Genomic DNA, 24,122 nt, shown 5'->3' on the forward strand with positions numbered 1-24,122 from the left:
AATTGCTTGATTCAGTTGTTAAAGAGCGGTTGGTTAAGATCTTTCGTCTCAACCGAGGCGCGCATTCTACAGCAGCCTCATTTGCTGTCAAGTGATTATTTTCAGAAGCTTTCGAAGATTTCTTCAACAACTTCAACCACTTGCGCTTCAGATCTCTCGTCAGCGGGAGGCGAATTCTACAGCGTTACACGCTGCTGTCAACACCTCTTTTTCAACTTCCTTTCGGCTTCGATGAACTGAAGCAACCTGCTGCCGAAAACCTCATAACTCATTGTTTACCAAGGAGTTTTCCGTTTCGACTGCGCCGGAAGTGGGGCGAATTATAGACAGATATAATTCGCCGTCAACTCTTAATTTGGGCTTTCTATCAATTCCTTCTATATAGAAAACCACAATCGGCACATGAGCAATATATTGCTCATTGCTTAACAGTTAAGCATCATAGCGACTTCTGTTTATCGACTATGACTTCGGAAGAACACCTCCAATGACCACCCCTCCCCGCAGCCTGGCCTCTGCACTGTTTCCCGTCGGCCTGCTGTTGATCGCCATGGCCTCCATCCAATCCGGGGCCTCATTGGCGAAGAGCATGTTCCCCATTGTCGGCGCACAAGGCACCACTGCCCTGCGTTTGATTTTCGCCAGTGTGATCATGCTGCTTCTATTACGCCCATGGCGCGCCAAGCTGACAGCCAAGTCCTTGCGTACAGTGGTCATCTACGGGATGGCGCTGGGTGGCATGAACTTCCTCTTCTATATGTCCCTGCGCACCGTGCCCTTGGGGATTGCAGTAGCGCTCGAATTTACAGGCCCACTCGCCGTCGCTATCTACGCCTCACGACGAGCAGTTGACTTCCTGTGGATTGCCCTCGCGATCATAGGCCTGCTCCTGCTGATCCCGATGGGCGAGGCCAGCAGCGGTATAGACTGGGTAGGAGCGGCTTACGCGCTGGGCGCAGGCGTGTGCTGGGCGCTCTATATTCTATTCGGCCAAAAGGCGGGGAATGACAACGGTGTTCAAACCGCCGCACTCGGCGTAATGATTGCCGCCCTGTTCGTTGCACCGATCGGGGTCGTGCATGCTGGCACTGCACTACTGACGCCCGCCCTGATTCCTATCGCCATCGGCGTCGCAATTCTGTCGACTGCCTTGCCCTACACGCTGGAGATGGTCGCACTGACTCGCCTCCCCGCGCGCACGTTCGGGACGCTGATGAGTATTGAGCCGGCGTTCGGCGCCGTCTCCGGCCTGCTTTTCTTGCACGAGCACCTATCCCTCGCCCAATGGCTGGCCATTACTTGCATTATCCTGGCTTCCGTGGGTGCCACTTTGACAATGCGCAACGAATCCAAACCGCTGGTGCCCGCCGACTGATCATCTTTAATTCTAGCTCTGGTATTTGCCGCTCATTTAGGCCATGTTTAAGCCGTAAGCGAATGTCATTCATGGAGAGTTTCGACACGGACAGCACGAACGCCAGGCTCGAGAGCGAGTAAAGCGGCTCTGCTCTTTTGCAGGGCGGCCTTTTAAGGATGGGAATGAAACGAATTTTGATACTGTTGCTGGTTGTAGGCATCGCTGGCTGTGCTGCAACCACCAAAACAGAAGTGAAGCGGGGCAAAAAAGGGTTGCATATCAACTGTTCGGGCCTGTCCTCCTCCTGGGACCAGTGCTACACCAGTGCAGCCAATTCATGCGGCGCCAAGGGTTACCGGGTGATTGCCAAGTCCGGTGACAACTCCGAGGAGCCCGGGGACTACCCCTTCGGCCTCAACCCTGCCGGCTACACCAGCCGCAGTATGATCGTCATCTGTAAATAGCAGCCCGAGCAGTCCCTCCTGACTGCTCATCTTAAATTCCCGCTAAATTCCAAGCCATTTGCGACACGGCGGCTAAACTCCTGCTCGATTATCGAGCCAATGGAGTTCCCATGACGCACAACAAGAGAGTCGTATTGGTGGTCGGTGCTGGTGACGCCACCGGCGGCGCCATCGCCAAGCGCTTTGCTCGCGAAGGCTACATCGCCTGCGTCACACGTCGCAGCGCCGACAAACTGCAGCCCCTGGTAGACAGCATCCAATCGGCAGGCGGAGAAGCCCACGGCTTTGCCTGTGATGCGCGCAAAGAAGATGACGTCATCGCACTGGTCGAGCAAATCGAAAGCGAACTGGGGCCCATTGAAGCGTTCGTCTTCAACATCGGCGCCAACGTGCCTTGCAGCATTCTGGAAGAAACCGCACGCAAATATTTCAAAATCTGGGAGATGGCGTGCTTTTCTGGTTTCTTGAACGCGCGCGAAGTTGCCAAGCGCATGGTCACTCGTAACCGCGGCACCCTCCTGTTTACCGGCGCCACTGCCGGCTTGCGCGGGAGCGCGGGGTTTGCCGCATTCGCCGGTGCAAAGCATGGGATCCGTGCCCTGGCCCAAAGCATGGCGCGGGAATTAGGCCCGATGGGCATCCACGTCGCCCATGTGGTGGTCGACGGCGCCATCGATACCGACTTCATTCGCGAGAACTTCCCGCAAAAATATGCCCTCAAGGATCAAGACGGCATCCTCAACCCAGATCACATTGCCGACAACTACTGGTTCCTGCATAGCCAGCCTCGAGATGCCTGGACTTTCGAGCTAGACCTGCGCCCCTGGAACGAACCTTGGTAACACGACCTATAACAATAAGCAGCGAGTATCGACCATGAGCAAAACCCTGGAGTTCTTCTTTGATCTCGGCAGCCCCGCCACTTACCTGGCCTACACCCAGCTACCGGCGCTCTGCGCCGAAACCGGCGCGCAGTTGGTGTATCAGCCGATGCTGTTGGGCGGCGTGTTCAAGGCAACTGGCAACGCCTCCCCGATTACGGTGCCGGCCAAGGGGCGCTACATGCTGGATGACCTGGCGCGTTACGCCAAACGCTACAACGTGCCGCTCAGGTTTAACCCGCACTTCCCCATCAATACGTTGTTAATGATGCGCGCAATCACCGGCATGCAAATCCACCAGCCTGAGCGTTTTTCCGACTTTATCGACTGCCTGTTCCGAGCGCTTTGGGTAGAGGGCCGTCACCTTGGTGATCCAGAGGTCGTCGCCAATGTGCTCGTCGAACATGGGTTCGATCCAGAGCACATCCTGGCCCTGTCCAATGATGAAGCCGTCAAGAACGCCCTCAAGGACAAAACCGAACAAGCCGTCAAACGCGGCGTGTTCGGTGCCCCTAGTTTTTTTGTAGGAAACCAACTGTTCTTTGGTCAGGACCGTCTGGACTTTGTGCGCGAAGCCCTCAGCTAGATTTCGCCTGCTGCATCAAATAGCGGTGGTGCGCACTTGCAACCACTCAAGTGCCGCACCACCGAGCAACGGGCTCAGGCGCGCGCGCACCTCGGCGTGGTACGCGTTGAACCACTCCCGCTCATCCGCCGTCAGCAACGACGGCTCCAGGCAACGGGTATCGATCGGGCACAAGGTCAGGGTTTCGAACTTGAGGAACTCGCCAAACTCGGTCTTGCCCGCCTCTCGGTTCAATACCAGGTTTTCAATACGCACACCCCAACGTCCAGGGCGATAAGTACCCGGTTCAATCGAAGTAATCATCCCCGCCTGCATCGCCGTTTGTGGCGCAGCAACGGCCTGGTAGGCAATGACCTGTGGGCCCTCGTGCACATTGAGGAAATAACCTACACCATGGCCTGTGCCGTGACCGTAATCCACACCTTCCGCCCAGATCGGCGCACGGGCGATAGCGTCCAGCAGCGGTGACAGAATGCCTTTGGGAAAGTGCGCACGGGACAGCGCAATCACTCCCTTGAGCACCCGCGTGCAATCGCGCTTCTGCTCTTCACTCGGGGTACCCACAGGCACCATCCGCGTGATGTCCGTGGTCCCGCCCAGGTATTGGCCGCCCGAGTCGATCAACAGCAAGCCATCCCCTTCGATCAACGCATGCTCTTCTTCGGTTGCGTGGTAATGCGGCATCGCGCCATTAGCATTGAACGCGGCAATGGTGTTGAAGCTCAGCGACACATAACCTGAGCGACGGGTACGCGCAGCGGTCAGGTGTTCGTCGATAGTCAGTTCGGTAATGCGCTCACGGCCCAGGGCGCTGTCGAGCCAGGCGAAGAATTCGCACAGCGCCGCGCCATCCTGCTCCATGGCTTGGCGGATATGTTCCGCGTCCGCCAGGCTCTTGCGGGATTTGGCGAGTGTGGTCGGGTTGAGACCTTCCACCAGCTTGACGCCTGCGTCGAGGTTATCCAGCAAGCCAGCGGTCACGCGTGCGGGGTCAACCTGCAGGCTCGCACCCGACGGTACGGCACGCAACGCTTCGGCCACTTCACTGTAGTCACGCAAGGTCACGCCATCCTGCTCAAGCACAGCCCGCAGCTCGGCATCGACCTTGCCCAACGCCACAAACAACGTGGCCTGCTGTTGATTGATCAACGCAAAGGACACAAACACCGGATTGAACGACACGTCACCACCGCGCAGGTTGAACAACCAGGCGATGTCATCCAGCGTCGCGATGAAATGCCAATCGGCACCCTTGTCTTTCAAGCTGGCACGCAGTGTCGCCAGCTTCTCGCCACGACTGACGGTGGCTTGGGGAGGCAGGTGCTGGTAGATCGGCTGGTTAGGCAGTGTCGGGCGGTCTTGCCAGACTTCATTGAGCAGGTCGATATCGGTACGCAGGCTGGCACCGCGCTCGACCAGCTTGCCACCCAGGGTGCGTGCCGAGGCCACGGCCATGACCGCGCCGTCCACAGCCACTACGCCACCTTCAGGGGTTTGCTCGGCCAGCCACTCCAGCGGCCCAGGCTGGCCTGGTTGCAGTTTCACCAACTCAATGCCACTGCCATTGAGCTCCTTGGTCGCCTGTTCCCAGTAACGGCTATCAGCCCAGACCCCGGCAAAATCCGCCGTGACGATCAGCGTCCCCACCGAGCCGTGAAACCCTGACAACCATTGGCGCCCCTGCCAGTAACCCGGCAAGTACTCGGACAAGTGCGGGTCGGCCGATGGCACCAGCAGGGCATGAATGCCCTCGCGGCGCATCAGTTCACGGGTATGCGCCAGGCGCTGGGGAACCGTTCCATGGGTCAAAGGCTGCGTACTCATTGTGTCTCCTGCTAACCACTAATAATTGTTATGGGTTGCGAATGATAAATCAGACCGCCCAGAACGCCGGCGCGCTGGCCAATGCTGCCTTGATCAGTTGCGCGGCTTCGTCGATGTCCTGTTCGGTGGTAAAGCGCCCCAGGCTCAAGCGGATAGTGCGACTGGCGGTGCGAGCATCATGGCCCAAGGCCAGGAGCACATGGGACGGTGCATTGCTTGCCGAATTGCACGCGGAAGTCGCGGAAAAGGCAATGCCCGCGCTCAATGCGGCAGAATTGAATTCGCCTTCGCTGAACGTGAGGCTGAGGGTATGTGGGATACGCTGGCTTGGGCTGCCATTGAGGCGCAAGCCGGCAACCGACTCCAGGTTATCCAGCAGGCGCTGGCGCAACGCAACAATCGTGGCCTTCTCATCGGCGAAGGATGCCGCTGCCAAGGCAAACGCCGTACCCATGCCCGCAATCTGATGGGTCGCCAGGGTGCCGGAACGCAAGCCCCCTTCGTGGCCTCCGCCATGAATCTGCGCCAACACTTTCTGCTGCGCCCGAGGCCCGACATACAACGCGCCGATGCCCTTGGGGCCATACAGCTTGTGGGCAGAGAACGACATCAGGTCCACCGGCCACAGGGCCAGGTCGATCGCTACCTTGCCCGCCCCTTGCGCCGCGTCCACATGAAACAAAGCCCCATGCTCACGCACCCGCGCACCGATGGCCGGGATGTCGTTCAGGGTGCCCAGCTCGTTATTGACCAGCATCAGCGAGACCAGGAAGGTGTCCTCACGCAACGCTTCATTGACGGCTTCGACGCTGATCAAGCCTTCCGCATCCGGCACCAGGTACGTCACGGCTACGCCGGCTTCCTGCAATTGCCGCGCGGTGTCCAGCGTAGCCTTGTGCTCGATCTGGCTGGTGATGACGTGCCCACCCGCCACACCACGGGCCTGAGCCACGCCCTTGAGCGCCAGGTTGTTGGATTCTGTGGCACCGGAGGTCCAGACGATCTGCTCAGGCTGGGCACCGACCAACTCGGCCACCTGGCGACGCGCCTGTTCGACCGTATGCCGGGCCGCTTGGCCGAACGCATGGGAACTGGACGCAGGGTTACCGAAATTGGCATTGAAGCCCAGACATTCGACCATCACCTGGATAACCCGCTCATCTACCGGTGTGGTGGCGGCGTAGTCGAAATACAACGGACGTTTATTCATGACAAAACTCGCAAAGCGTGTCCCGAGAGCAGCGTCTCGGGGAGCATCGACCGGAATTGAGATCGTCAGGTTTAACCGATCGAATGCGATTAAAAAAGGAAACTTTATTTAAATGTGCGTAGGAACGCTCCCGGAATTCAGCTTAACAGTCTGTAAGGGCGCGCTGTTAGAACGATTGGGCCTAAACGCAAAAAACCGAAAAGTCTCACCTGCAGACTTTTCGGCTTTTCGTACAACACACCAAAACTTAAACGTTAGTAAATATCCCGCTTACCGGATCAACATTCCCAGCATACGGCACGCTGGTTCCTGCTGCCTTGGCAATAGTCGCCCAAATCCGCTGCATATCGACCATGGTATTACCAATCACAGGGTTGCCTTCTTGCTTACGGTCGCCTTGCGCCGTGATATTGAAATAGCGCCCCGCCCCATCGCCACTCTTCAACAATCCGCTAGCTCCCCCCATCAATACCAAAGGCATATCCTTCGTATGTTCGGGGGCGCCATCGGCCATTTCGCTGGTGAACACGACCAGAGTGTGCTTGAGCAAGCTATCGGTAGGTACGTCAGGATCGGTATGGCGCGCCAGTTCATCCATGAACAACCTGACCCGCTGGGTATACCACTGACGGGACTTCTTCCATACAGCCAGCCCAGCATAACGGTGTGCGCAATCATGGGGGTTGGTGACGTCACTGACATCCAGAATATTCAGGGACTCCGCGGAGCGACCCACCTGAATTGTAGCGACACGCGTGATTCCGCACGCCAGCGCGGTGGCCACCACCTGGTGATGGCTGGCCTGCACCTGATTACGAAAGGCTGCAGACTTGAAAGGCACTGATTCAAGTTCCAACGGAGCACACTCGCCAATAGGCGGTAACGTCTCTTCCATATCTTTGAGGGTCTGCTCCACCGCATCCAACTGCGTATCAAGCTTTTGCTTCTGCACACCAGAAAGCCGCCCTCGCATCTCGTTGATATCTGCCAGCACCGGATCGAAAACGTGACTGTTGCGCACCTGTTTCTCACGCACCTCTCGACTCACGGTGCCAAAGAGATTTTGCAACAGCACTTCAGGATCCTGCACCGGCGTGCGGATACCACCGCCGCTTTGCTGCCCACTCCACGACACATACCAGGGCGTACCGTCGATGCCCGCATGCGGCCCGGCAAACACGCTGCGCTGGGCGGGGTCGGTTCCCGGAATATGCTCCCCCAGCAGCACATCGATCGATGCCATTTTTTTCTGGCTGTCGCGTAAAGCCCAGGTCCATCCATTGTGACCTTCATTACCTGGACCGAGAATCGTGCCACGCAGGTATAAAGATTGGTCCTTGTAGGCCGCAAGTTCCTGGCTGACCTCATTGAGCTGGAAGTCTGATGTGTCCAAGCCATTGGCACTGGGATGCCATAGCCCCCGACCATCGCTGGAGTATGCCGATTCGGAGTCGACTGCCAGACCATCGGGCACGACAAAAAACACCACCTTGAGCTTGGCCTGCTGGCTTTGCCCCGCCAGAGCAATTCGCGCCAATCCAAATTGGGTGAGCGGCCCGAACACCCCGACTGCAGCCAGGCCAGTCAGAAAGCGGCGACGACTTTTCAGGATATCCATGATCAATCCCTCTGCATCTTGAATTGAAACGCGTTAGAAGTGCCCAGCGTGCGCAACATCGCCGGTAATGAGCCGGTGTCCTTCAGCCCATCGGTAAGCGCCTTGAGCGTAGCGGACGTGGATTCGTCAGATCTATTACCCGCCGCAAAGCGAAAGTAACTGTCGGCCATGCAGAACAACGACGCCGAGTTGTGGGCGATCAGCTTAGAGATATCCCGCACGTCCTCGATGGGCACTGTCCCATCGACGCCAATGAACGGGCCGGATGACTTGATCGGCAACTGCACAGGGAACTGGGCGTAGTTGTAGGCTGGCTCCTGCTGGCGATAGCGCCCGGTGGCGTCGTAATGCTCCATGGACGCGCCGGTGTCATTCATATACTGATGGCATTGCCAGCACCGCCCTTTTGAAGCCTCTTTGCCGTTGATCAGATCCCAGCGTTCGCGGGTTGTAATTGCACGCGGCGGATACGTCGGCTCGGTGGGTTGCGCTTCGACCGGCGCACCAAACTCTCGGCAAAACAGTTGTTCGCGAATCGTGATGCCGCGTTTGACCAACGACGTGACCTTGTAATCGGCGGTGGAAGCTTGAAACAGCCCCAAGTGCAGCAACCCTCCGCGCTTCTCATCCACAACGACCTTGCGCAGCGCATTACCTGTAACTCCGCTGATACCGTAGTGCTCAGCCAGCCTCTGATTGAGAAACGTCACCCCCGGGTTGAATAACTCATCCAGCGTGCCCTTGCCATCGAGCATTACATGGCGGGTCAACAGCGATTGTTCCCGCGTCATCAGTTGGATCATCGACGCATCCAACCCCGGCTTTTCCTGCACGCCGCGTTGTGTCCTTATGTAGTAGCTGATGAATCGGTTGAACTGCTCAAGGCCTTTTTCGGTGCGCATCATGCGGTCGATTTCCGCCGTGATCTGCTGCGGGGTCTGCAACTCGTTGCGCTCAGCCTTTGCCAGCAACTGCGCGTCTGGCGTGGTTCCTTGATAGGTGTAGGACAACGCCGTTGCGGTCTCGTAAGGCGTCAACCTGTAGACCTCGGTTTTCCCCGCCACGGGCTGGCCCAGCTCCGAGCGATAGAGAAAGTTGGGCGACAACAGCAGTGCAGTTACCAGAGCCCGGTGCCCTTGCTCATCCAGTACGGTTTGATAGCGTGCAAGCTCAGCCACGGTCAGATGCCGGCGGAAAAGCTGGTAGCCCAAGGCACTCACGATCTGCCCCTTGGCAGTCGATTTGAGTCGGTACACCTGTTCGGGCGTCATCCGGTCAGCAATGGACACGGCCATGTCATACAGTTGCTTGATGTCTTCAGCCTGCAAGAATCCTTTGCTGGCCTCGCCAGGGAATTTGAAGTCCTTTTCCGACTTATCCGCCGGCAGCCTCTGCGTATCGACCGTAACGGCCAGGATATCTTTGACACTGTTTGCATATTCGTCAGGTGTCAGCAGGCGTAATTGCCGCTGGCCATGGGCTTCGGTAGGGCGCAGGTACGGCGCCCATACCACGTCAAACAAGTGCTTGCTGATCTCGCTGGCACAAGTGGTATCGCAATGCCCAGCCACCCCCATGGTCTGAATTTGCCGCACCAACGCCGCCTCGCCAGCGGAACTCCACGCCACCGCCATGCGCAGGTTTTTGAAAAACTCCACCGCGTGGCACTTGGTGCACGACTCGGCGAGCACCGTTTCGCCCAAATTCGGTACATGGCGATAAGTAAGAGGCGTCAGTTGTTCGTCCTGGCTTTCTTCGTTGATACGCAGCGAAACCAGTTCCGGCTGCGGTTTTTCCTGCGCGAAGAAGGGGTAAACGACGTCGTAATCCCCGTAGTCCAAAAGCTCAGTGACGCTTTCACCCCATGGCACTTGCACCACTTTCGGCACCGCATCCGCAGGTTCTTTGGGCTTGAGGGTGAAGTGCCAATTGGCATCCGTCACGGATGCCGGCTTGGCAGGCGCTAGCACCGTAATCTTGATAGCCAACTTGACTGGCCGCAGCCGGTACCCCAGGTTCAACGTCTGCTTGCTGTTCTCGGCGGACAAGGTGAGCGACGTATTGCGCGTCTGCGGAATCCAGTTCTTCACATCATTGAGTCGTACCTGATAGGTGCCATAAGGCAAGCCTTTGAGGATCAAGGCAGCCTGATTGTCGGCGGGGTTGAAGGACGAATGGAACTGGCGGGTGTTACCACCGGGGGAGATCAGGGTGCCGCTGACCATTTCATCCTCAAGCTCAGGCGCGGGTGCCAGCGCTGGTCGCAAGACTAGCTGCGTATCCGGCAGGCCTGTAGCGTCATAATTCACCCGATAGATCACCCCCGCGACGTCATCGGAAACCAGCAGGCTTTTGTCCTCCAGCTCCAGGAAGTCTGCCGGCCGGCCAATACAGGAGTCGTCCAGGCAATACACATCAAAACGCAGTGGGTCCTGGATAAACCCGTTGATCAACGGAATCTGGTTAACCACCCGTGTTCCGTTTTGTATGGAGACGACCCGTATATCCATGCCCGGCCGCGCCGCGGTACCCGCACCATGTACCGCCACCAGCATATTCTGAGTATTTGCAGGAGCCGGGTATCCCTCCCAGAACTTCAATCCCAGTGGCGCTGTGTTGGTACCCAACTCAAAGGCCGCAGGTACATAGTCTTTCGGATCGACCTCCTGCAAGGACTTATCAGAAACAATAGCCCCCTGAACCAAGGGCGGCTGAATCACCCCTGGGTTACGAAACTCTTCGTCAGTAAACCCCAAGGTACCTTTGCCGAAAAGGTAAGGCACCCCAAAATGCTGGTCGGGCCCGCTGATACGGTTGATCTCATCGGGGTTGGGAAAACCCTGGCGGTTGTTATCGGTGAACCAGATGTCACCTGTCTTTGGGTTCCAGTCGAAACCGACGGAGTTACGTACCCCTTTTGCAAGGATTTGCGCCTTGCCGGTCACAGTGTCATAACGCAACAACGTGCCGTAGCGCGGGTCAGCCGGAATCATGCACAGATTGCAGGGGATACCCACGGCGGTGTAAAGCCCCTTGTCCGCAGGGTCCAGGGGATTGAAATGCAAGGGGTGCTTCATGTGCCAGACGCGCGTGCTGGAACCGGACGCCACGGATGGCAGTGGAAAGGCCGAATCATCGGCTGGAAATTTGAACACCAGCTCAGGCGTAGGGTTCTTGTAATGCTCATCGGCGTTACGCAAGCGATAGAGTCCGCCGGTGGTCGAGTAATACAAATCACCGTCGCGATACACTACGCCGTGGGGCTCTTCCAGGCCGCTGGCGATCACGTAGATACCGTTCGGTTTGCCGCTGCTGTCGAGTGGCAAGGCGTAGACCATATCGGCGATCTTTCCATCGTAGACATAAGACGGAATCGCACTGGAACCCACATAAAGCACGTTCTTGCCCATGGCCATTTGCCGAGGCTGAATCAGCCCCTGGGCAAACAGTTCGATCTTGATACCCGGCAGACCGCTGAGTTTGCCAACCTGAACCGGTGGCCGATATTTCAGGGTGATGCTTTGTTCCTCGCCTTCGTCGCGGCGGAACGAAACAATACGCGGCGTGTTCAAGGGCACAAACCCATTGGCGACACTCATCACCAATTGGTAGTCGCACGCTTTCAAGTTATCGAGATGGATCGTTTCGCCGGACCTGGCGTTGATCGGAATTTCTTCGTCCTGGCAGCGCAAGACGCCGGTGACCAACTGATCGGCTCCGGCCACACCAGGCGTTGGCTGACTGACAGGCCCTCGGCCGCTCAACGTGGCGAAGTTCAAGATCAGTCGGTTACCCGAATAGCCACCGCACGCGCCGAGCTCTTTCCAGGCGTCAGGCCAGATAACAGCGCCGTTGGACGCGGGTCGGCCGGGGTTGTAGTCGCTTTGCTGGCACCATTGCCAACTGCCCGGCCCTAATGGCGGAGAGTCATTGTCCTGCCTGCATTCAAACTCATTGTTGTGGTTCTGCACCCGATCGCCTTGCTTATAGACTGTTCCCGCTATGTAAGCCGGTTCAGTACAGGCCTGCGCAGATACCTCCACACTCAACAACGCGCAGAACAAGACAGGCAAAGCCCGGCCACAGCGCGAAACAAGCGACTCCCAACCAATCGACATCGTCATGATCACCAGCCTCAAAGGCAGGCCAGGCGTATTTCCATCGAAGAAAGACTGCGCAGTTTCACGTTCCCGTCAGAAAGCACCCGACACGGAATTACACCCCGCAGACGGCTGATGCGACCCCGAAGTCCATTCAATTTGGAATGTCTTGCAATGCAATTCCACTGCGAAACTACTACATGGCACAAAGCCAAAGAGACAGGAACAACCAGACACTCTACTCAACCATCCGCCTGCGCAATGCAGCCATGATGAGTTGTCAAGGTTAAGTTCTAGCCGACAGATATCGGCCCGTCAAACCCGACAACACACCTGTCGTCACCTGGGTTAACTCGCACGACCGCTGCGCTGTGCAGCCCGCTGCGCATTCATTTCAGCCTGGTGATCAAAGCCGAAGGCTTTCTGCGACTGGCCAGTCAGTGCGGCGCGCTGCTGTTGATATTCATCAAACGACAAGCCTCGACGGCTCAGCGCTTCCAATTCCAGTTGTTGGGTTTCTTGCGCCGTGTAGGGGCGCAATTCTGGCGATGGGTGGCTCGCACATCCGGCGAGCACGGCGGTGGCAAGCAGCAACGAGATAGCGAGTAGACGATTCATTGGGGGGCCTGTCGGGGGAGGTTTGAGTCAATGAACACAGGCTACTCCCGCCCCCTGCCGGTTAAAAATCATCGTCCGTGATAGTTGCTATCAACCGTTACGGCGTCTCAGATAACACAGATCATATATTCACTTAAGATCTATAAATATGGATATACGTTCGTTTACGGAATAACCGTATCCCTCTATATCTGGGCACCCAAACGGCAAGAACTCGGCGACTGGGCGTTGAACCAGTCTCTTCCGATTCCGCCGTTCTATTCCTGAAAGAGGTGCCCATGCAGCTTTTAACCCTACCGCCCTCGCCCGCCCTCGCGACCTCGATCCGCGCCACGGCCCAGGTCTTCGAAGACCCGAAATCCCAGGCGCTGCTGGACCATATCCAGCAAGTGGCGCCCAGCGAAGCCAGTGTGCTGATCATCGGCGAGACCGGCACTGGCAAGGAGCTGGTAGCGCGGCATATCCACAACCTCAGCGCTCGGCGCAACCGGCCATTTGTGGCAGTGAACTGCGGGGCCTTCTCTGAATCCCTGGTGGAAGCGGAGCTGTTCGGCCACGAGAAAGGTGCGTTTACAGGCGCTCTCAGTGCTAAGGCCGGCTGGTTCGAAGAGGCAGACGGCGGCACCTTGTTCCTCGATGAGATCGGCGATCTGCCGATGACCATCCAGGTCAAACTGCTGCGGGTGCTGCAGGAGCGTGAAGTGGTGCGCGTGGGCTCGCGCAAGAGTATTCCTATCGATGTGCGGGTCCTGGCCGCCACCAATGTACAGCTGGAAAAGGCAATCAACGCCGGGCATTTCCGTGAAGATCTCTACTATCGCCTCGACGTGGTCAGCCTGGAACTCAGCCCACTGCGCGAGCGCCCCGGCGATATCCTGCCGCTGACCCGGCACTTTATCGATGCCTACAGCCAGCGCCTGGGGTACGGCCCGATTACGATCAGCCGGGAAGCCGAACACAAGCTCAGGAGCTACAGTTGGCCGGGCAATATCCGAGAGTTGGAAAACGTGATTCACCACACGTTGCTGATCTGCCGTAACGGGGTGATCGAGCGAGACGATCTGCGCCTGTCAAATATGCGCATCGAACGCCAGGACGACAGCCAGTACGGCACCGATAACAGCGCCGAAGCCCTGCTCGCACGGGCGTTTCAGAGGCTCTTCGAAGAACAGGCCGGTGCCCTGCACGAAAAGGTCGATGACGCGTTATTGCGTGCCGCTTACCGCTTCAGCCATTACAACCAGGTGCACACCGCCAACCTGCTGGGCCTGAGCCGCAACGTCACGCGCACACGCCTGATCAAGATCGGCGAGTTGGCGGTGAACAAGCGCCGGCCTGGGGAAAACGTGCAAGGCGAGCGGATGCTGCATCTATCCATTTAGCCGGCAGTGCAAAGCGTCGTCCTGGCTGCGCTCGAAACTGCGCAGCACCTGGAATGAACCGAAGGTCACCGCCGTGGCCTGGTGAGCGCGGATCAGCGTCCAGAAATCTTCATCACCCTGCTCAAAGCACTTGAAGGCGGCCTCACCGTCTTCGCGGGATTGCCATTGCAGGTAATTGAGCACCCGTCGCCCATCATCGCTGACCTGCACGCTGGCACTCAGGAACCCGCCATGTTTTTCGGCCAGACGCTCGCTCTGGGTGGTCAAGGCCGCCACCAGGGCAGATTGCTGACGGGGTTCGATCTGAAACTCGATCAATTGAGTGAAGCTGCGATTTTTCTCTGATACCTGCATGAACACTCCCCTTTCTCTGTAGGCAGAATCTTGCGATTCGATGCCACGCAGGGTAAAACCTCTAGTTAAATCGAGGTCAAGTACTGTTTGGGAGTTATTCATGCTCAATAAAGAACTCAGCGTCGGTCAGTTGGCTGCGCGCAGCGGCGTGGCAGTCACCGCGCTGCACTTCTACGAATCCAAAGGGCTGATCAAGAGCAACCGCAATGCCGGCAACCAACGGCGTTATCCACGCGATGTACTGCGGCGAGTGGTGGTGATCAAAATCGCCCAGCGTTTGGGCATTCCGCTGGCGACGATTGGCGCGGCGTTGCAGGCATTGCCGGATGGGCGTACCCCGAATGCTCAAGACTGGGAGCGCTTGTCAGCGCTGTGGCGTGAAGACCTGGATGAGCGCATCAACAAGCTGATGCTGTTGCGGGACAAGCTCAATGGCTGCATTGGTTGCGGGTGCCTCTCGATGCAAGCGTGCCCGCTGCGTAACCAAGGCGATAAGCTCGGTGAGTACGGGCCGGGTGCCCAGTTGCTGGAGCCCACCATACAGCCTTGACATGAACACCTCGTCGGTTGCCCGCAGGCCACGCGCTACGTGGCCTATAGTGAATAGGCCGTCGCTCCACAACCACAATCCGAGGAGAACGATATGAGCGTTAAACCTATTCCCGAGGGTTACCACGGTATTACCCCCTATCTGGGGATCAACGAGGCCGCACAGGCGATCGAGTTCTACCAGAAGGCCTTTGGCGCCTCAGTGTTAATGCGCCTGGACATGCCCGACGGCGGAGTCGGTCATGCCGAGCTGCGTATTGGCAAAGCGGTGATCATGCTGGGCACACCGTGCGATGAAACAGCCCTGCGCAATCCGGATACCCATCCCAGCGTCGGTTTGCATCTGTATGTAGACGATGTGGACGCACAGTTCAAACAAGCCGTTGATGCCGGCGCCATCGAAGTGTCCGCGCCGAAAGACCAGTTCTATGGCGACCGCTCCGCAAGTGTGAAAGATCCATTCGGTCACCTCTGGTTCCTGGCCACCCATAAGGAGGACCTGACCGAGGAGCAAATCCGCCAGCGTGCCGTAGAGATGTTCAAGCAAAGTTAACCCTGTGGGCTTGAGCTTGCTCGCACCAGCTGAACACCCTCCACAGAAGAGCGTGCGCGTAGCCTCTACTGCGGCAAGCTGCGCGCCTGTGTGGAGTTTCTACAGGAGCACTTCAAGGGTTTGTCGATCTGACACCCCGATAAGCATTGCAGCCCAGCCATATCGTCATGACCATCAAGGCGGTCAATGGCAGCCCATGGAACAACACGATCACCTGGGCCGGTGTCCACGTCACATAGAACGGCCCGACCACCAGCATGCCCACGCCAAAGCCGGCCATCTGGATCAGGGTCAAGAGGCTGAACAGCGGCAAGCGCAAGCTATCGGGCTCGCTTTGCGCACGAGAGATCAACGCCACCTCGGACAACCCATCGCCCAGCCCCGCCCACACCACCAGCAACAGAGCCATCCACAGTTCGGTCTGCTGGAATGTCAGGATGAACCCGCTGGACATCAACGCCACACCGAGCATGAACAAGCGTTCCATTCCTTGGGTGCCACGGCCTTTCAACACCGCACTGGCGATGCGCGCGCCGACGAACTTGCCGCAGGCCCACACCGCCAGCAGATAACCCATGACCGTCTTGGCCGTGTCTGGGGAAATGTACTGCGAGAGCACCGGCCAGCCGACGTTATGGGCCGCGCTGCCAAGGGTGTCGAGCATGCTGATCAGCAACATCGCGGCCAGCACCGGTGCACCGCGCAGCCCCTTGGTCAGTTCGTGCCATTCGGCGGCAAGCCCGCGATGGGCGGCAACGGTAACGCTATACAACGCACGCAAGGGCAAGACCAGGCAAGCGGCAATCACATAGGTGCCGATGTTGACGGCAAACACCGCTTCAAACCCGCCCGTGGCGATCAGCAAGCCTGCGAGCAAACTGCCGAAGACCGCCCCGGTGGCGGCCGCCGAGGTGATCCATGCGTTGGTATTCACCCGCTGCTCAAGCGCGACCCAGGTGGGCAACTGACTGTTGAGGCCAATGGCAAACAGCGAATTGCACAGGCCGATGCCGAAGGCGATAAAGGGCAACAGCGTGAGTTGATGGGCCGGTAACAGCACCAGCAGCGGCGTCAGCAACAGCGCCCGGGCCAAGTCCAGCCCCGCCAACGTGCCACGCCCCGCAAACCGGCGAAAGAACGGGATGCCAAACAAGCTGGCGACAATCCCGCCAGTGACCCGGCACGCCAGGAAGATGCTGACAAACACCACGCTCTGGCTGAGCCAGTACACATAAGTGGACAACGCCACCATGTTGAGGAACGCGCCGAAATCCGACACGCCGCGGGCAAAGATGATCAGGCGTGCGTTGCGGGTCGACAGTGTCGATTGAGGATCTACGTTCAGCACGTCCATGTTACGAACTTTCCTTTAGTGAGCCGACGTCCATGTCGGCTCCACTTAAGTCGACGAGGCACGCCGTGTCAACCGAGCCAGGGCGCACACCGTGTGGGAATCGATGTGTTTGTCGTAGAGGGTTCTGGCAGTCATTTTCTGGAGGGCTCGTTCGACGGTGTCGGCCCATCCTACCCAGCCCCATCAATGGCGACGGAGTGACCGCATGAAACATGTTTCGTGTTCGATCAGCCCCTAAATGCTACTTGAATTTGAACCTGAAACATTTTCTTTCATATTCGCCTTAGGGATTTCTCATTCTCATCCGTCTTAATTTAGATACAGCCTGTCGCGTCAGCAAAAGCTACGACCGGCCTTTTCCGGGCCTCCATCGCCCCCTCCGATCAAGACCCTCATTCATATGTCCAAGAAGTCACGCTCCAAACTCTGGTTTCTCGTACATAGCTGGCTGGCATTGCCCATCTGGTTCTTCGTACTGATCGTCTGCGTTACCGGCACCCTGGCGGTGGTCAGCCAGGAAATCGTCTGGCTGGCAAACCCGGATATTCGTGCGAGCAAGCCGTCGGATGAAGCCCAACCGCTGAGCTACGACCAAGTGATCGCCGCGATCAAACGCGAGGAACCCCAAGTGTTCATCCAGTCGATCAGCCGCCCCGACGAATCCCACTTCGCTCTCAGCGTAGACCTCAGCTACCCCGACGGGCGCTCCGTCGAGGTCTACGTCAATCCCTACACCGGGGCGATCCAGGGCATCAGCCCATCGTTCAACTTCCAGGAATTTACCCGCGCCCTGCACGGCTGGTGGCTGGTGCCGTTCACCAATGGCTACAGTTGGGGTTGGTATTTGGTGTCGGCCCTCGGCATACCGCTGCTTGCGTCACTGGTGACAGGGCTGGTGGTATACAAGAAGTTCTGGAAGGGCTTCCTGCGGCCCACCTTGCGTGTGCGCCACGGTGCGCGAATCTTCTGGGGAGACTTCCACCGGTTGAGCGGCATCTGGTCGATCTGGTTCATTGCCGTGATTTCCGTCACCGGCATCTGGTTCCTGATCCGCGCCATCCTGGGGGACAACCATATTTCGATTTCCACCGAACCCGTCGTCCCGGTGATTGCCCGGGATAAGGTGCCGATGTCGGCGCCTGGCGTACCGGCGCCAATGATTCCCGTGGATGACGCTATCAAAATCGCCACGCAGCGTATCCCGGGCCTGGAGCCAAGCTTCATCAGCCTGCCCCTTAACGCTTACAGCCACCTGCAGATCGGCGGACGGGGCTGGTACCCGCTGATGTACCAGACCGCACAGATCAACCCCTATGACGGGGAGGTCGCCGCCGCGCACTTGCTGTCCGACCGTTCGAAACTGGAATTTGTCACCGAGTCCATGCGCCCGCTGCACACCGGCGACTTCGGCGGATTGTGGATCAAGCTGATCTGGGCGTTCTTCGGCCTGATCATGAGCATGATGGTGCTAAGCGGCCTGCTGATCTGGACCAAGCGCACAGCACTGGCCACCCTCAACGCGCTCAAGCGCGAAGCCAAGACGCAACGTCAACCCGCTGCCATCCCGGCCATGCAGGCTCAAGCCTCGGAGGCCCAGCGATGAGCAAGGTTGCGACTGTACCGCCTTCCCCTCTGCGCGCCTTCTGGCTGAAATGGCGCTTCCACATCAACATTCTGCTGTTGCTGGTGCCCCTGGGCTTCATGCCCAAATACTTCGCCGATGCCGCCCTGTTTCGCGGTGACAGCGGCATCGGCGAGCGCGTGGCCGGCGAAGTGCAAGTCGGCCCCTGGAGCCTGACCCTCGTCGAGTTCCGCAATGAAGGCCCCCGCCCGAACCCGGCCGGCCCGATGAAATTCTTCAATGCCGCCCTGTGCGACACCTGCGCCAATCAGGTCAAGGCCACTTACCTGCGTATCGGCAAACCACGCAGCCTGCGCGCTGCCGGGGTGATCTTCTTTGGCACGCCGTACCGCATGGGCGCTGCCTTGCCGGTGCCGGAACGCACACCGGTAGATGCCGAAGTGTGGGTGACCATGGAAGGTTGGGACGGCAGTATGCACCAGGGTTCCATCCCGCTGAGCCAGGCCTCGCCTGCCACTATTGCCTGGCTGAACAAGCAAGGAGTCAAACCATGACGTTCAAGAGCCTGACCCGCGCCGCGCTGTTGCTGTGCGCCGGTTTCAGTACCATCGCCTTTGCCCACAACCCGATGTGTGAATGCAAGGAAATCCCCGGCGAGCAGATCCAGTGCAAAGGCGGTTTTTCCGACGGCAGCGGCGCTCCCGGTGTGACCCTGGATGTGATCGGCTACGACGAAACCATCCTGGTGCCGGGCAAGCTCGGTGAGGACTCGACCCTGACCTTCAAGAAGCCTGCGGCCGAGTTCTATGTGCTGTTTGACGCCGGCCCCGGCCACGTGGTGGAAATCGACCAAGCGGACATCCAGCCACAATGAGTACCACACAGGTTGTACGCCCCGCGGGCGCTGGCCATGAAACTCTTTACGTGCTGCTGTTGTGCCTGATCATCCTGGCGGTGGCGGGCACGGTGGTGGCCCTGCACGGCGAAACCCAGGAAGTCGCGGCGGTACCGAGCCACCAGTTGGACGCCCGCCGCGACTTGAGCGCTGCCGAGCAAGGCATCTACGCCGACCTGCGGGTGACCCTGGATGAGATCCACTTGCTGCAGCAGGAGCAAAGCGCCTTGCCCACACCTGAGCAACTGGCTGAAGAAGGCTTCGCACCGTTTGCCCAGGATGCCAGTTCGGTCAGCCGTGGCGACCACCGCTGGCAGTTGCTCGCACCGGCCGCCTACCTGGGTTTGAGCCAGGTACCGGCCACCAGCGGCTCGCTGCTGATGCGCGTGCAAGGCAGCGAGCCGGATATCTGGGTAAACCGCAGCGCCAACCTCGCCGCCCCTTCCGACCTCACTGACCAGGCGCTGATCGCGGCCGGCTGGCAGCAAGTGGTCGCGCAATTCGATGCTGGCGTCACCCGCCAGCATCGTCACTGAACGAGAAGACCGATTGCCCATGTCTATTTCATCGTCCCTGTTGCGCCTGTTGCTGGTCAGCTTCCTCAGCCTGATGCTCGCCCCACTGGCGAATGCCGAGGCGGCCAAGCGCCTGCGTATCGGCATCACCCTGCACCCTTATTACAGTTATGTAGCCAATATCGTCGGCGACAAGGCCGAGGTGGTACCGCTGATCCCGGCCGGCTTCAACCCCCACGCCTACGAGCCACGCGCCGAAGACATCAAGCGCATCGGCACCCTGGACGTGATCGTGCTCAACGGCGTCGGCCATGACGACTTCGCCGACCGCATGATCGCCACCAGCGAGCGCCCGGACATCCCGGTGATCGAAGCCAACGCCAACGTGCCGCTGCTGGCCGCCACCGGCAATGCCGCGCGCGGTGCGGGCAAGGTAGTCAACCCGCACACCTTCCTGTCGATCAGTGCATCGATTGCCCAGGTCAATAACATCGCCCGCGAACTGGGCAAGCTCGACCCGGACAACGCCAAGGCCTACACCCAGAACGCCCGCGCCTACGGCAAGCGCCTGCGCCAGATGCGCGCCGACGCCCTGGCCAAGCTGACCAGTGCGCCCAACCCGGACTTGCGCGTGGCCACGGTGCATGCAGCCTACGACTACCTGCTGCGCGAGTTCGGCCTGGAAGTCACCGCAGTGGTCGAGCCGGCCCACGGTATCGAGCCAAGCCCCAGCCAGTTGAAGAAGACCATCGACGAGCTGCGCGCCCTGGACGTGAAGGTAATCTTCTCGGAGATGGATTTCCCTTCCACTTACGTCGACACCATCCAGCGTGAATCCGGGGTCAAGCTGTACCCGCTGTCGCATATTTCCTACGGCGAATACAGCGCTGAAAAATACGAAGTGGAAATGACCGGCAACCTCAACACCGTGGTCCGTGCGATTCAGGAGTCGGGGGCATGACGGCGGCGGAACAACTGAACGTAGTCAGCGTCGGCCCGACCCTGGCCTTCGACAAGGTGTCGCTGACACTCGGGCGCACCGTGATTCTCGACGGCGTGAGTTTCCAGGTACAGCCGGGCAGCATCCATGCGTTGGTCGGCCCGAATGGCGGCGGCAAAAGCTCGCTGATCAAGACCCTGCTCGGGCAGACGCCTCACCAGGGGCGCTTGAGCCTGGAGTGGCCGACCACGCCCGGCACCATCGGTTACGTGCCCCAGGCGTTGGAGTTTGACCGCGGATTGCCGATGACCGTCGACGATTTCATGGCCGCCATGTGCCAGCGGCGACCGGCGTTTCTCGGCCTGTCCAGGCATTACGCGGCGGTAATTGGCGATGCCCTTGAACGCGTTGGCATGCAAGACAAGCGCAAGCGCCGCATGGGTGCGTTGTCTGGCGGCGAGCGCCAGCGCGTGCTGCTGGCCCAGGGCCTGATTCCGGCGCCACAATTGCTGGTGCTGGATGAACCGATGTCGGCCCTCGACGAAGCGGGTATCCAGGTGTTCGAGCGACTGTTGAATGATTGGCGCCTGGCCGGGATCACCGTGCTGTGGATCGAGCACGACCTGGAAGCCGTTGGCCGCCTGGCCGACCGCGTCACCGGCCTGAACCGCCGTGTGCTGTTCGACGCCACGCCGAAAGAGGCGCTGACCCCGGACCGCCTGCTGACCCTGTTCTCCACCCATCCTCGGAGCCCGGCGCAATGAGTTATGAAGCCTTTCGCTTGATGGTCCAGGGCTGGGCCTCTTCCGGTTACCTGCCGGAAGCCCTGGCCTATGGGTTTGTGGTCAACGCCCTGCTCGCCGGCCTGCTGATCGGCCCGGTACTTGGCGGCCTGGGCACGCTGGTGGTGGTCAAGCGCTTTGCGTTTTTCTCCGAAGCGGTCGGCCATGCTGCACTGACCGGCGTGGCCGTGGGCATCCTGCTGGGCGAACCCTATACCGGCCCCTATGGCAGCCTGTTCGGTTATTGCCTGCTGTTCGGCATCCTGCTCAACTACCTGCGCAACCGCACCGGCCTGGCGCCAGACACCTTGATCGGCGTATTCCTGTCGGTGTCCCTGGCGTTGGGTGCAAGCCTGCTGCTGATCCTGGCCGGCAAAATCAACGTGCACATCCTCGAGAACGTGCTGTTTGGCTCGGTGCTGACGGTCAACGGCAACGACTTGCTGGTATTGGCGATCGTCGGTTCGCTGGTGATGGCCCTGGCATTGCCGCTGTACAACCGCATCATGCTCGCCAGCTTCAACCCGCAACTGGCGGCGGTGCGCGGTGTGGCGGTGAAGACCCTGGACTACCTGTTCGTGATCCTGGTGACGTTGATCACCGTGGCGGCGGTCAAGGTCATCGGCGCGATCCTGGTCGGTGCGCTGCTGGTGATTCCCGCCGCGGCGGCGCGCCTGTTGAGTCAGTCGCTCAAGGGGTTCTTCTGGGTCTCGGTGCTGATCGCCACCGTCAGCACCCTGTGCGGCATTTTGCTGCCGATCATCTTCGACCTGCCGATCCCGTCTGGCGCCGCAATCATCCTGGTCGCCGGTATCGCCTTCGCCTTCGCCGCCATCGCCCGCGGCACCGTGCCCAGCCTTAAAGGGAATCTTGGATAATGCGCCCTGTCTTTCGCCCACTGGCCTTGGCCATCGCTTGCTTGATCAGTACGACGGCGCTGGCTGCCGTTGATGGTTTCGATCCCAAGGAGTTCAAGGCCAACCACGGCCTCGGGCATGCCGCGCTGACCAAGGCCAAGTCAATAAAACCGGTCAAGGTCCTGGCTTCGCTGCCTATCACCTACGGCTTGGCCGAGGTGCTGCTCAAAGGCACCGACGTGCAACTTGAACGTGCGGCCCCGGCCAACCTGCCCGGCTCGCGGCAAGTCTCCTACTTCACCGGTCGCGGTGCTGCGGCACTGAACACCTTGGCGCTGGACGCCGACGCCGCCATCGGCCTGCGCTCGCTGTGGGCCGATGACCCGCTGTACCCGGTGGCGCGGCGCAGCAATATCCGCATCATCGAAGTGGACGCCGCACGCCCGGTGGACGGCGGCTTGCCAGGCATCGCCGTGCAACCTGGCGCCACCGACGGCTTGAACAGCCAGCCCTGGCAATCGAGCAACAATATGGGACGCATGGCCGATGTGATGGCCGCTGACCTGAGCCGCCTGGCTCCGAGCGCCAAACCGAAGATCGACGCCAACCTGGCCGCGCTCAAGCAACGCCTGCTCAAGCTCAACGCCGACAGCGAAGCGCGACTGGCCAAGGCTGATAACCTGAGTGTGGTCAGCTTGAGCGATCACTTTGCCTATCTGCTCAGCAGCTTGAACCTGGAAGTGCTCAGTACCGATGCGCGGCCAGATGCCGACTGGACGCCTGAGGCGTTGCAGAAACTCAGCGCAGAGTTGAAGGACAACGACGTGGCGGTGGTGCTGCATCACCGTCAACCGAGTGAGGCGGTGAAGGCTGCTATCACTGCCGGCGACTCCAGACTGCTGGTGCTGAACGTGGACGGTGCCGACCCGGTGACAGAGTTGGAAACCAATGTGGATCAGGTAATCAAGACGCTGACGCCATGACATCCACCCCAACATGAATCGCATCATGTCGCCAGAACTCCAAGTCACAATCGATCAGGCGCTGGTGCTGGTCATAGTTAACCCGGGCGATGCGCAAGCCCGGGCTGCCCACCGATACACGCAATGCCGCCGCAGCTTCCACCGGCAGTGAAGTCGGCACAATCTCGAAACGCACCCGCCCATAGTGCAAGTCGTAGTTGCGCGCATACAACTCGGTCATCGACTGATTCAAATCACACGCCAGGATCCCCGGGAAATACCCGGGGTTCAGGTAGTGCTCCACATACAGCACCAGGCGCCCGTCGATCCTGCGGCTGCGGCAAATCTGGATCACGCTGGACAGCGCTGGCAACTGCAACCACGCACACACCGCCGCCGACGCCGGTTGCAATCGCGCGCTGATCACTTCAGTGGCGGCCACACGCCCCTGGTCACTGACCATCGCGTGAAAGTGGCTGCGCTGCATCAGGTTGTAGGCCAACCGCGGGGGCGACACGAACCAGCCGCGGCGCTCTTCACGATAGATCTGCCCTTGGGCCTCCAGTTGTAACAAGGCTTCGCGCACGGTAATTCGAGTGGTACCAAACAACTCGCTGAGCTTGCGTTCGGCGGGCAGTTTGCTGGCTGGCGGCAACAGGCCGTGGTCGATCTGCTCTTGCAGCGCCAGGCCGATGGAGGTTACCGCCTTGATTGCCTCATCACGCATCAACGTTACCTA

The 24,122-nt window shown here is 59.2% G+C and carries 23 protein-coding genes; 15 read left to right on the forward strand and 8 right to left on the reverse strand.

The window, feature by feature from the left end:
* Positions 1-487: 487 nt before the first annotated feature.
* The 4 genes from rhtA (at position 488) to JFT66_RS00020 (ending at position 3,288) form a co-directional block, all read left to right on the forward strand.
* Positions 488-1,375, forward strand: a complete 888-nt coding sequence (gene rhtA, locus JFT66_RS00005; protein WP_034116820.1) for a threonine/homoserine exporter RhtA — start codon at positions 488-490, stop codon at positions 1,373-1,375.
* A 164-nt stretch (positions 1,376-1,539) separates the two neighbouring features.
* Positions 1,540-1,821, forward strand: coding sequence for a hypothetical protein (locus JFT66_RS00010; RefSeq protein WP_003190182.1), 282 nt, complete (start codon positions 1,540-1,542; stop codon positions 1,819-1,821).
* Between the two features lie 110 nt (positions 1,822-1,931).
* A complete protein-coding gene (locus tag JFT66_RS00015; RefSeq protein ID WP_034116821.1) occupies positions 1,932-2,663 on the forward strand; it encodes an SDR family oxidoreductase in 732 nt (243 codons plus the stop codon).
* A gap of 34 nt (positions 2,664-2,697) precedes the next feature.
* On the forward strand, positions 2,698-3,288 hold the full coding sequence (locus JFT66_RS00020; RefSeq protein WP_198858539.1) for a 2-hydroxychromene-2-carboxylate isomerase: 591 nt from the start codon (positions 2,698-2,700) through the stop codon (positions 3,286-3,288).
* Between the two features lie 15 nt (positions 3,289-3,303).
* Here the strand turns inward: JFT66_RS00020 and JFT66_RS00025 are convergent, their stop codons facing one another.
* The 5 genes from JFT66_RS00025 to JFT66_RS00045 form a co-directional block, all read right to left on the reverse strand.
* A complete protein-coding gene (locus JFT66_RS00025) occupies positions 3,304-5,112 on the reverse strand; it encodes an aminopeptidase P family protein (protein WP_034116823.1) in 1,809 nt (602 codons plus the stop codon).
* A 49-nt stretch (positions 5,113-5,161) separates the two neighbouring features.
* Complete coding sequence (locus tag JFT66_RS00030) at positions 5,162-6,322, reverse strand: cysteine desulfurase family protein (protein WP_198858540.1); 1,161 nt, start codon at positions 6,320-6,322, stop codon at positions 5,162-5,164.
* 247 nt (positions 6,323-6,569) lie between these two features.
* Positions 6,570-7,940, reverse strand: a complete 1,371-nt coding sequence (locus tag JFT66_RS00035; protein WP_198858541.1) for a DUF1552 domain-containing protein — start codon at positions 7,938-7,940, stop codon at positions 6,570-6,572.
* Between the two features lie 2 nt (positions 7,941-7,942).
* Positions 7,943-11,911 (reverse strand): DUF1592 domain-containing protein, encoded by a 3,969-nt coding sequence (locus JFT66_RS30075; RefSeq protein WP_332875108.1) that lies wholly within the window; start codon positions 11,909-11,911, stop codon positions 7,943-7,945.
* A 477-nt stretch (positions 11,912-12,388) separates the two neighbouring features.
* Complete coding sequence (locus JFT66_RS00045; protein WP_034116826.1) at positions 12,389-12,658, reverse strand: hypothetical protein; 270 nt, start codon at positions 12,656-12,658, stop codon at positions 12,389-12,391.
* A gap of 278 nt (positions 12,659-12,936) precedes the next feature.
* Here JFT66_RS00045 and JFT66_RS00050 point away from each other — a divergent pair, with 278 nt between their 5' ends.
* Complete coding sequence (locus tag JFT66_RS00050) at positions 12,937-14,040, forward strand: sigma-54 interaction domain-containing protein (protein ID WP_034116827.1); 1,104 nt, start codon at positions 12,937-12,939, stop codon at positions 14,038-14,040.
* Here the strand turns inward: JFT66_RS00050 and JFT66_RS00055 are convergent.
* The gene (locus JFT66_RS00055) at positions 14,029-14,394 is read right to left on the reverse strand and encodes an antibiotic biosynthesis monooxygenase (protein ID WP_034116828.1); all 366 of its coding nucleotides are present in this window, start codon (positions 14,392-14,394) and stop codon (positions 14,029-14,031) included. The two genes, JFT66_RS00050 and JFT66_RS00055, sit on opposite strands and share 12 nt — an antisense overlap.
* 100 nt (positions 14,395-14,494) lie before the next feature.
* Here JFT66_RS00055 and soxR point away from each other — a divergent pair, with 100 nt between their 5' ends.
* Positions 14,495-14,944, forward strand: a complete 450-nt coding sequence (soxR, locus tag JFT66_RS00060) for a redox-sensitive transcriptional activator SoxR (protein ID WP_153837890.1) — start codon at positions 14,495-14,497, stop codon at positions 14,942-14,944.
* 93 nt (positions 14,945-15,037) lie between these two features.
* Positions 15,038-15,496, forward strand: a complete 459-nt coding sequence (locus JFT66_RS00065) for a VOC family protein (RefSeq protein WP_198858543.1) — start codon at positions 15,038-15,040, stop codon at positions 15,494-15,496.
* Positions 15,497-15,608: 112 nt separating this feature from the next.
* Here JFT66_RS00065 and JFT66_RS00070 read toward each other — a convergent pair whose 3' ends face one another.
* Positions 15,609-16,850 (reverse strand): MFS transporter, encoded by a 1,242-nt coding sequence (locus JFT66_RS00070; RefSeq protein ID WP_442963589.1) that lies wholly within the window; start codon positions 16,848-16,850, stop codon positions 15,609-15,611.
* 400 nt (positions 16,851-17,250) lie between these two features.
* Here JFT66_RS00070 and JFT66_RS00075 point away from each other — a divergent pair, with 400 nt between their 5' ends.
* Genes JFT66_RS00075 through JFT66_RS00110 form a run of 8 tightly spaced genes read left to right on the forward strand, consistent with a single transcriptional unit; the run spans position 17,251 to position 23,404 of the window.
* Positions 17,251-18,453: a PepSY-associated TM helix domain-containing protein gene (locus JFT66_RS00075; protein ID WP_198858544.1), complete on the forward strand. Its 1,203-nt coding sequence runs from the start codon at positions 17,251-17,253 to the stop codon at positions 18,451-18,453.
* Entirely contained in the window at positions 18,450-18,986 is a 537-nt protein-coding gene (locus JFT66_RS00080) for a hypothetical protein (protein ID WP_034116833.1), read from the forward strand. Before JFT66_RS00075 ends, JFT66_RS00080 begins: the two co-directional genes overlap by 4 nt.
* Complete coding sequence (locus tag JFT66_RS00085; protein ID WP_198858545.1) at positions 18,983-19,306, forward strand: hypothetical protein; 324 nt, start codon at positions 18,983-18,985, stop codon at positions 19,304-19,306. Before JFT66_RS00080 ends, JFT66_RS00085 begins: the two co-directional genes overlap by 4 nt.
* Positions 19,303-19,863: a DUF6162 family protein gene (locus JFT66_RS00090; RefSeq protein ID WP_198858546.1), complete on the forward strand. Its 561-nt coding sequence runs from the start codon at positions 19,303-19,305 to the stop codon at positions 19,861-19,863. Before JFT66_RS00085 ends, JFT66_RS00090 begins: the two co-directional genes overlap by 4 nt.
* Before the next feature lie 19 nt (positions 19,864-19,882).
* On the forward strand, positions 19,883-20,803 hold the full coding sequence (locus tag JFT66_RS00095; RefSeq protein WP_198858547.1) for a metal ABC transporter substrate-binding protein: 921 nt from the start codon (positions 19,883-19,885) through the stop codon (positions 20,801-20,803).
* Entirely contained in the window at positions 20,800-21,546 is a 747-nt protein-coding gene (locus tag JFT66_RS00100) for a metal ABC transporter ATP-binding protein (RefSeq protein ID WP_198858548.1), read from the forward strand. The genes JFT66_RS00095 and JFT66_RS00100 overlap by 4 nt, the downstream gene beginning before the upstream one ends.
* Complete coding sequence (locus JFT66_RS00105) at positions 21,543-22,442, forward strand: metal ABC transporter permease (protein ID WP_005786732.1); 900 nt, start codon at positions 21,543-21,545, stop codon at positions 22,440-22,442. Before JFT66_RS00100 ends, JFT66_RS00105 begins: the two co-directional genes overlap by 4 nt.
* The gene (locus JFT66_RS00110; RefSeq protein ID WP_198858549.1) at positions 22,442-23,404 is read left to right on the forward strand and encodes a metal ABC transporter solute-binding protein, Zn/Mn family; all 963 of its coding nucleotides are present in this window, start codon (positions 22,442-22,444) and stop codon (positions 23,402-23,404) included. Before JFT66_RS00105 ends, JFT66_RS00110 begins: the two co-directional genes overlap by 1 nt.
* On the opposite strand, the gene JFT66_RS00115 is transcribed toward JFT66_RS00110, so the two are convergent.
* Positions 23,385-24,110 carry a UTRA domain-containing protein gene (locus JFT66_RS00115; protein WP_034116839.1) on the reverse strand — a complete coding sequence of 242 codons (726 nt, stop codon included), beginning with the start codon at positions 24,108-24,110 and terminating at the stop codon, positions 23,385-23,387. The genes JFT66_RS00110 and JFT66_RS00115 overlap by 20 nt on opposite strands.
* Positions 24,111-24,122 lie beyond the last annotated feature (12 nt).

This window comes from Pseudomonas sp. MF6755 (assembly GCF_016405635.1).
GTDB lineage: Bacteria > Pseudomonadota > Gammaproteobacteria > Pseudomonadales > Pseudomonadaceae > Aquipseudomonas > Aquipseudomonas haemolytica.

Bases quoted from the DNA above. Each gene is read 5' to 3' on its own strand.
- JFT66_RS00055 (WP_034116828.1), bottom strand. From the start codon at position 14,394: ATGCAGGTATCAGAGAAAAATCGCAGCTTCACTCAATTGATCGAGTTT.
- rhtA (WP_034116820.1), top strand. From the start codon at position 488: ATGACCACCCCTCCCCGCAGCCTGGCCTCTGCACTGTTTCCCGTCGGC.
- JFT66_RS00100 (WP_198858548.1), top strand. From the start codon at position 20,800: ATGACGGCGGCGGAACAACTGAACGTAGTCAGCGTCGGCCCGACCCTG.
- JFT66_RS00110 (WP_198858549.1), top strand. From the start codon at position 22,442: ATGCGCCCTGTCTTTCGCCCACTGGCCTTGGCCATCGCTTGCTTGATC.
- JFT66_RS00025 (WP_034116823.1), bottom strand. From the start codon at position 5,112: ATGAGTACGCAGCCTTTGACCCATGGAACGGTTCCCCAGCGCCTGGCG.
- JFT66_RS00010 (WP_003190182.1), top strand. From the start codon at position 1,540: ATGAAACGAATTTTGATACTGTTGCTGGTTGTAGGCATCGCTGGCTGT.
- JFT66_RS00050 (WP_034116827.1), top strand. From the start codon at position 12,937: ATGCAGCTTTTAACCCTACCGCCCTCGCCCGCCCTCGCGACCTCGATC.
- soxR (WP_153837890.1), top strand. From the start codon at position 14,495: ATGCTCAATAAAGAACTCAGCGTCGGTCAGTTGGCTGCGCGCAGCGGC.
- JFT66_RS00065 (WP_198858543.1), top strand. From the start codon at position 15,038: ATGAGCGTTAAACCTATTCCCGAGGGTTACCACGGTATTACCCCCTAT.
- JFT66_RS00075 (WP_198858544.1), top strand. From the start codon at position 17,251: ATGTCCAAGAAGTCACGCTCCAAACTCTGGTTTCTCGTACATAGCTGG.
- JFT66_RS00095 (WP_198858547.1), top strand. From the start codon at position 19,883: ATGTCTATTTCATCGTCCCTGTTGCGCCTGTTGCTGGTCAGCTTCCTC.
- JFT66_RS00085 (WP_198858545.1), top strand. From the start codon at position 18,983: ATGACGTTCAAGAGCCTGACCCGCGCCGCGCTGTTGCTGTGCGCCGGT.
- JFT66_RS00045 (WP_034116826.1), bottom strand. From the start codon at position 12,658: ATGAATCGTCTACTCGCTATCTCGTTGCTGCTTGCCACCGCCGTGCTC.
- JFT66_RS00080 (WP_034116833.1), top strand. From the start codon at position 18,450: ATGAGCAAGGTTGCGACTGTACCGCCTTCCCCTCTGCGCGCCTTCTGG.
- JFT66_RS00015 (WP_034116821.1), top strand. From the start codon at position 1,932: ATGACGCACAACAAGAGAGTCGTATTGGTGGTCGGTGCTGGTGACGCC.
- JFT66_RS00035 (WP_198858541.1), bottom strand. From the start codon at position 7,940: ATGGATATCCTGAAAAGTCGTCGCCGCTTTCTGACTGGCCTGGCTGCA.
- JFT66_RS00090 (WP_198858546.1), top strand. From the start codon at position 19,303: ATGAGTACCACACAGGTTGTACGCCCCGCGGGCGCTGGCCATGAAACT.
- JFT66_RS00105 (WP_005786732.1), top strand. From the start codon at position 21,543: ATGAGTTATGAAGCCTTTCGCTTGATGGTCCAGGGCTGGGCCTCTTCC.
- JFT66_RS00020 (WP_198858539.1), top strand. From the start codon at position 2,698: ATGAGCAAAACCCTGGAGTTCTTCTTTGATCTCGGCAGCCCCGCCACT.
- JFT66_RS00030 (WP_198858540.1), bottom strand. From the start codon at position 6,322: ATGAATAAACGTCCGTTGTATTTCGACTACGCCGCCACCACACCGGTA.
- JFT66_RS00070 (WP_442963589.1), bottom strand. From the start codon at position 16,850: ATGGACGTGCTGAACGTAGATCCTCAATCGACACTGTCGACCCGCAAC.
- JFT66_RS00115 (WP_034116839.1), bottom strand. From the start codon at position 24,110: ATGCGTGATGAGGCAATCAAGGCGGTAACCTCCATCGGCCTGGCGCTG.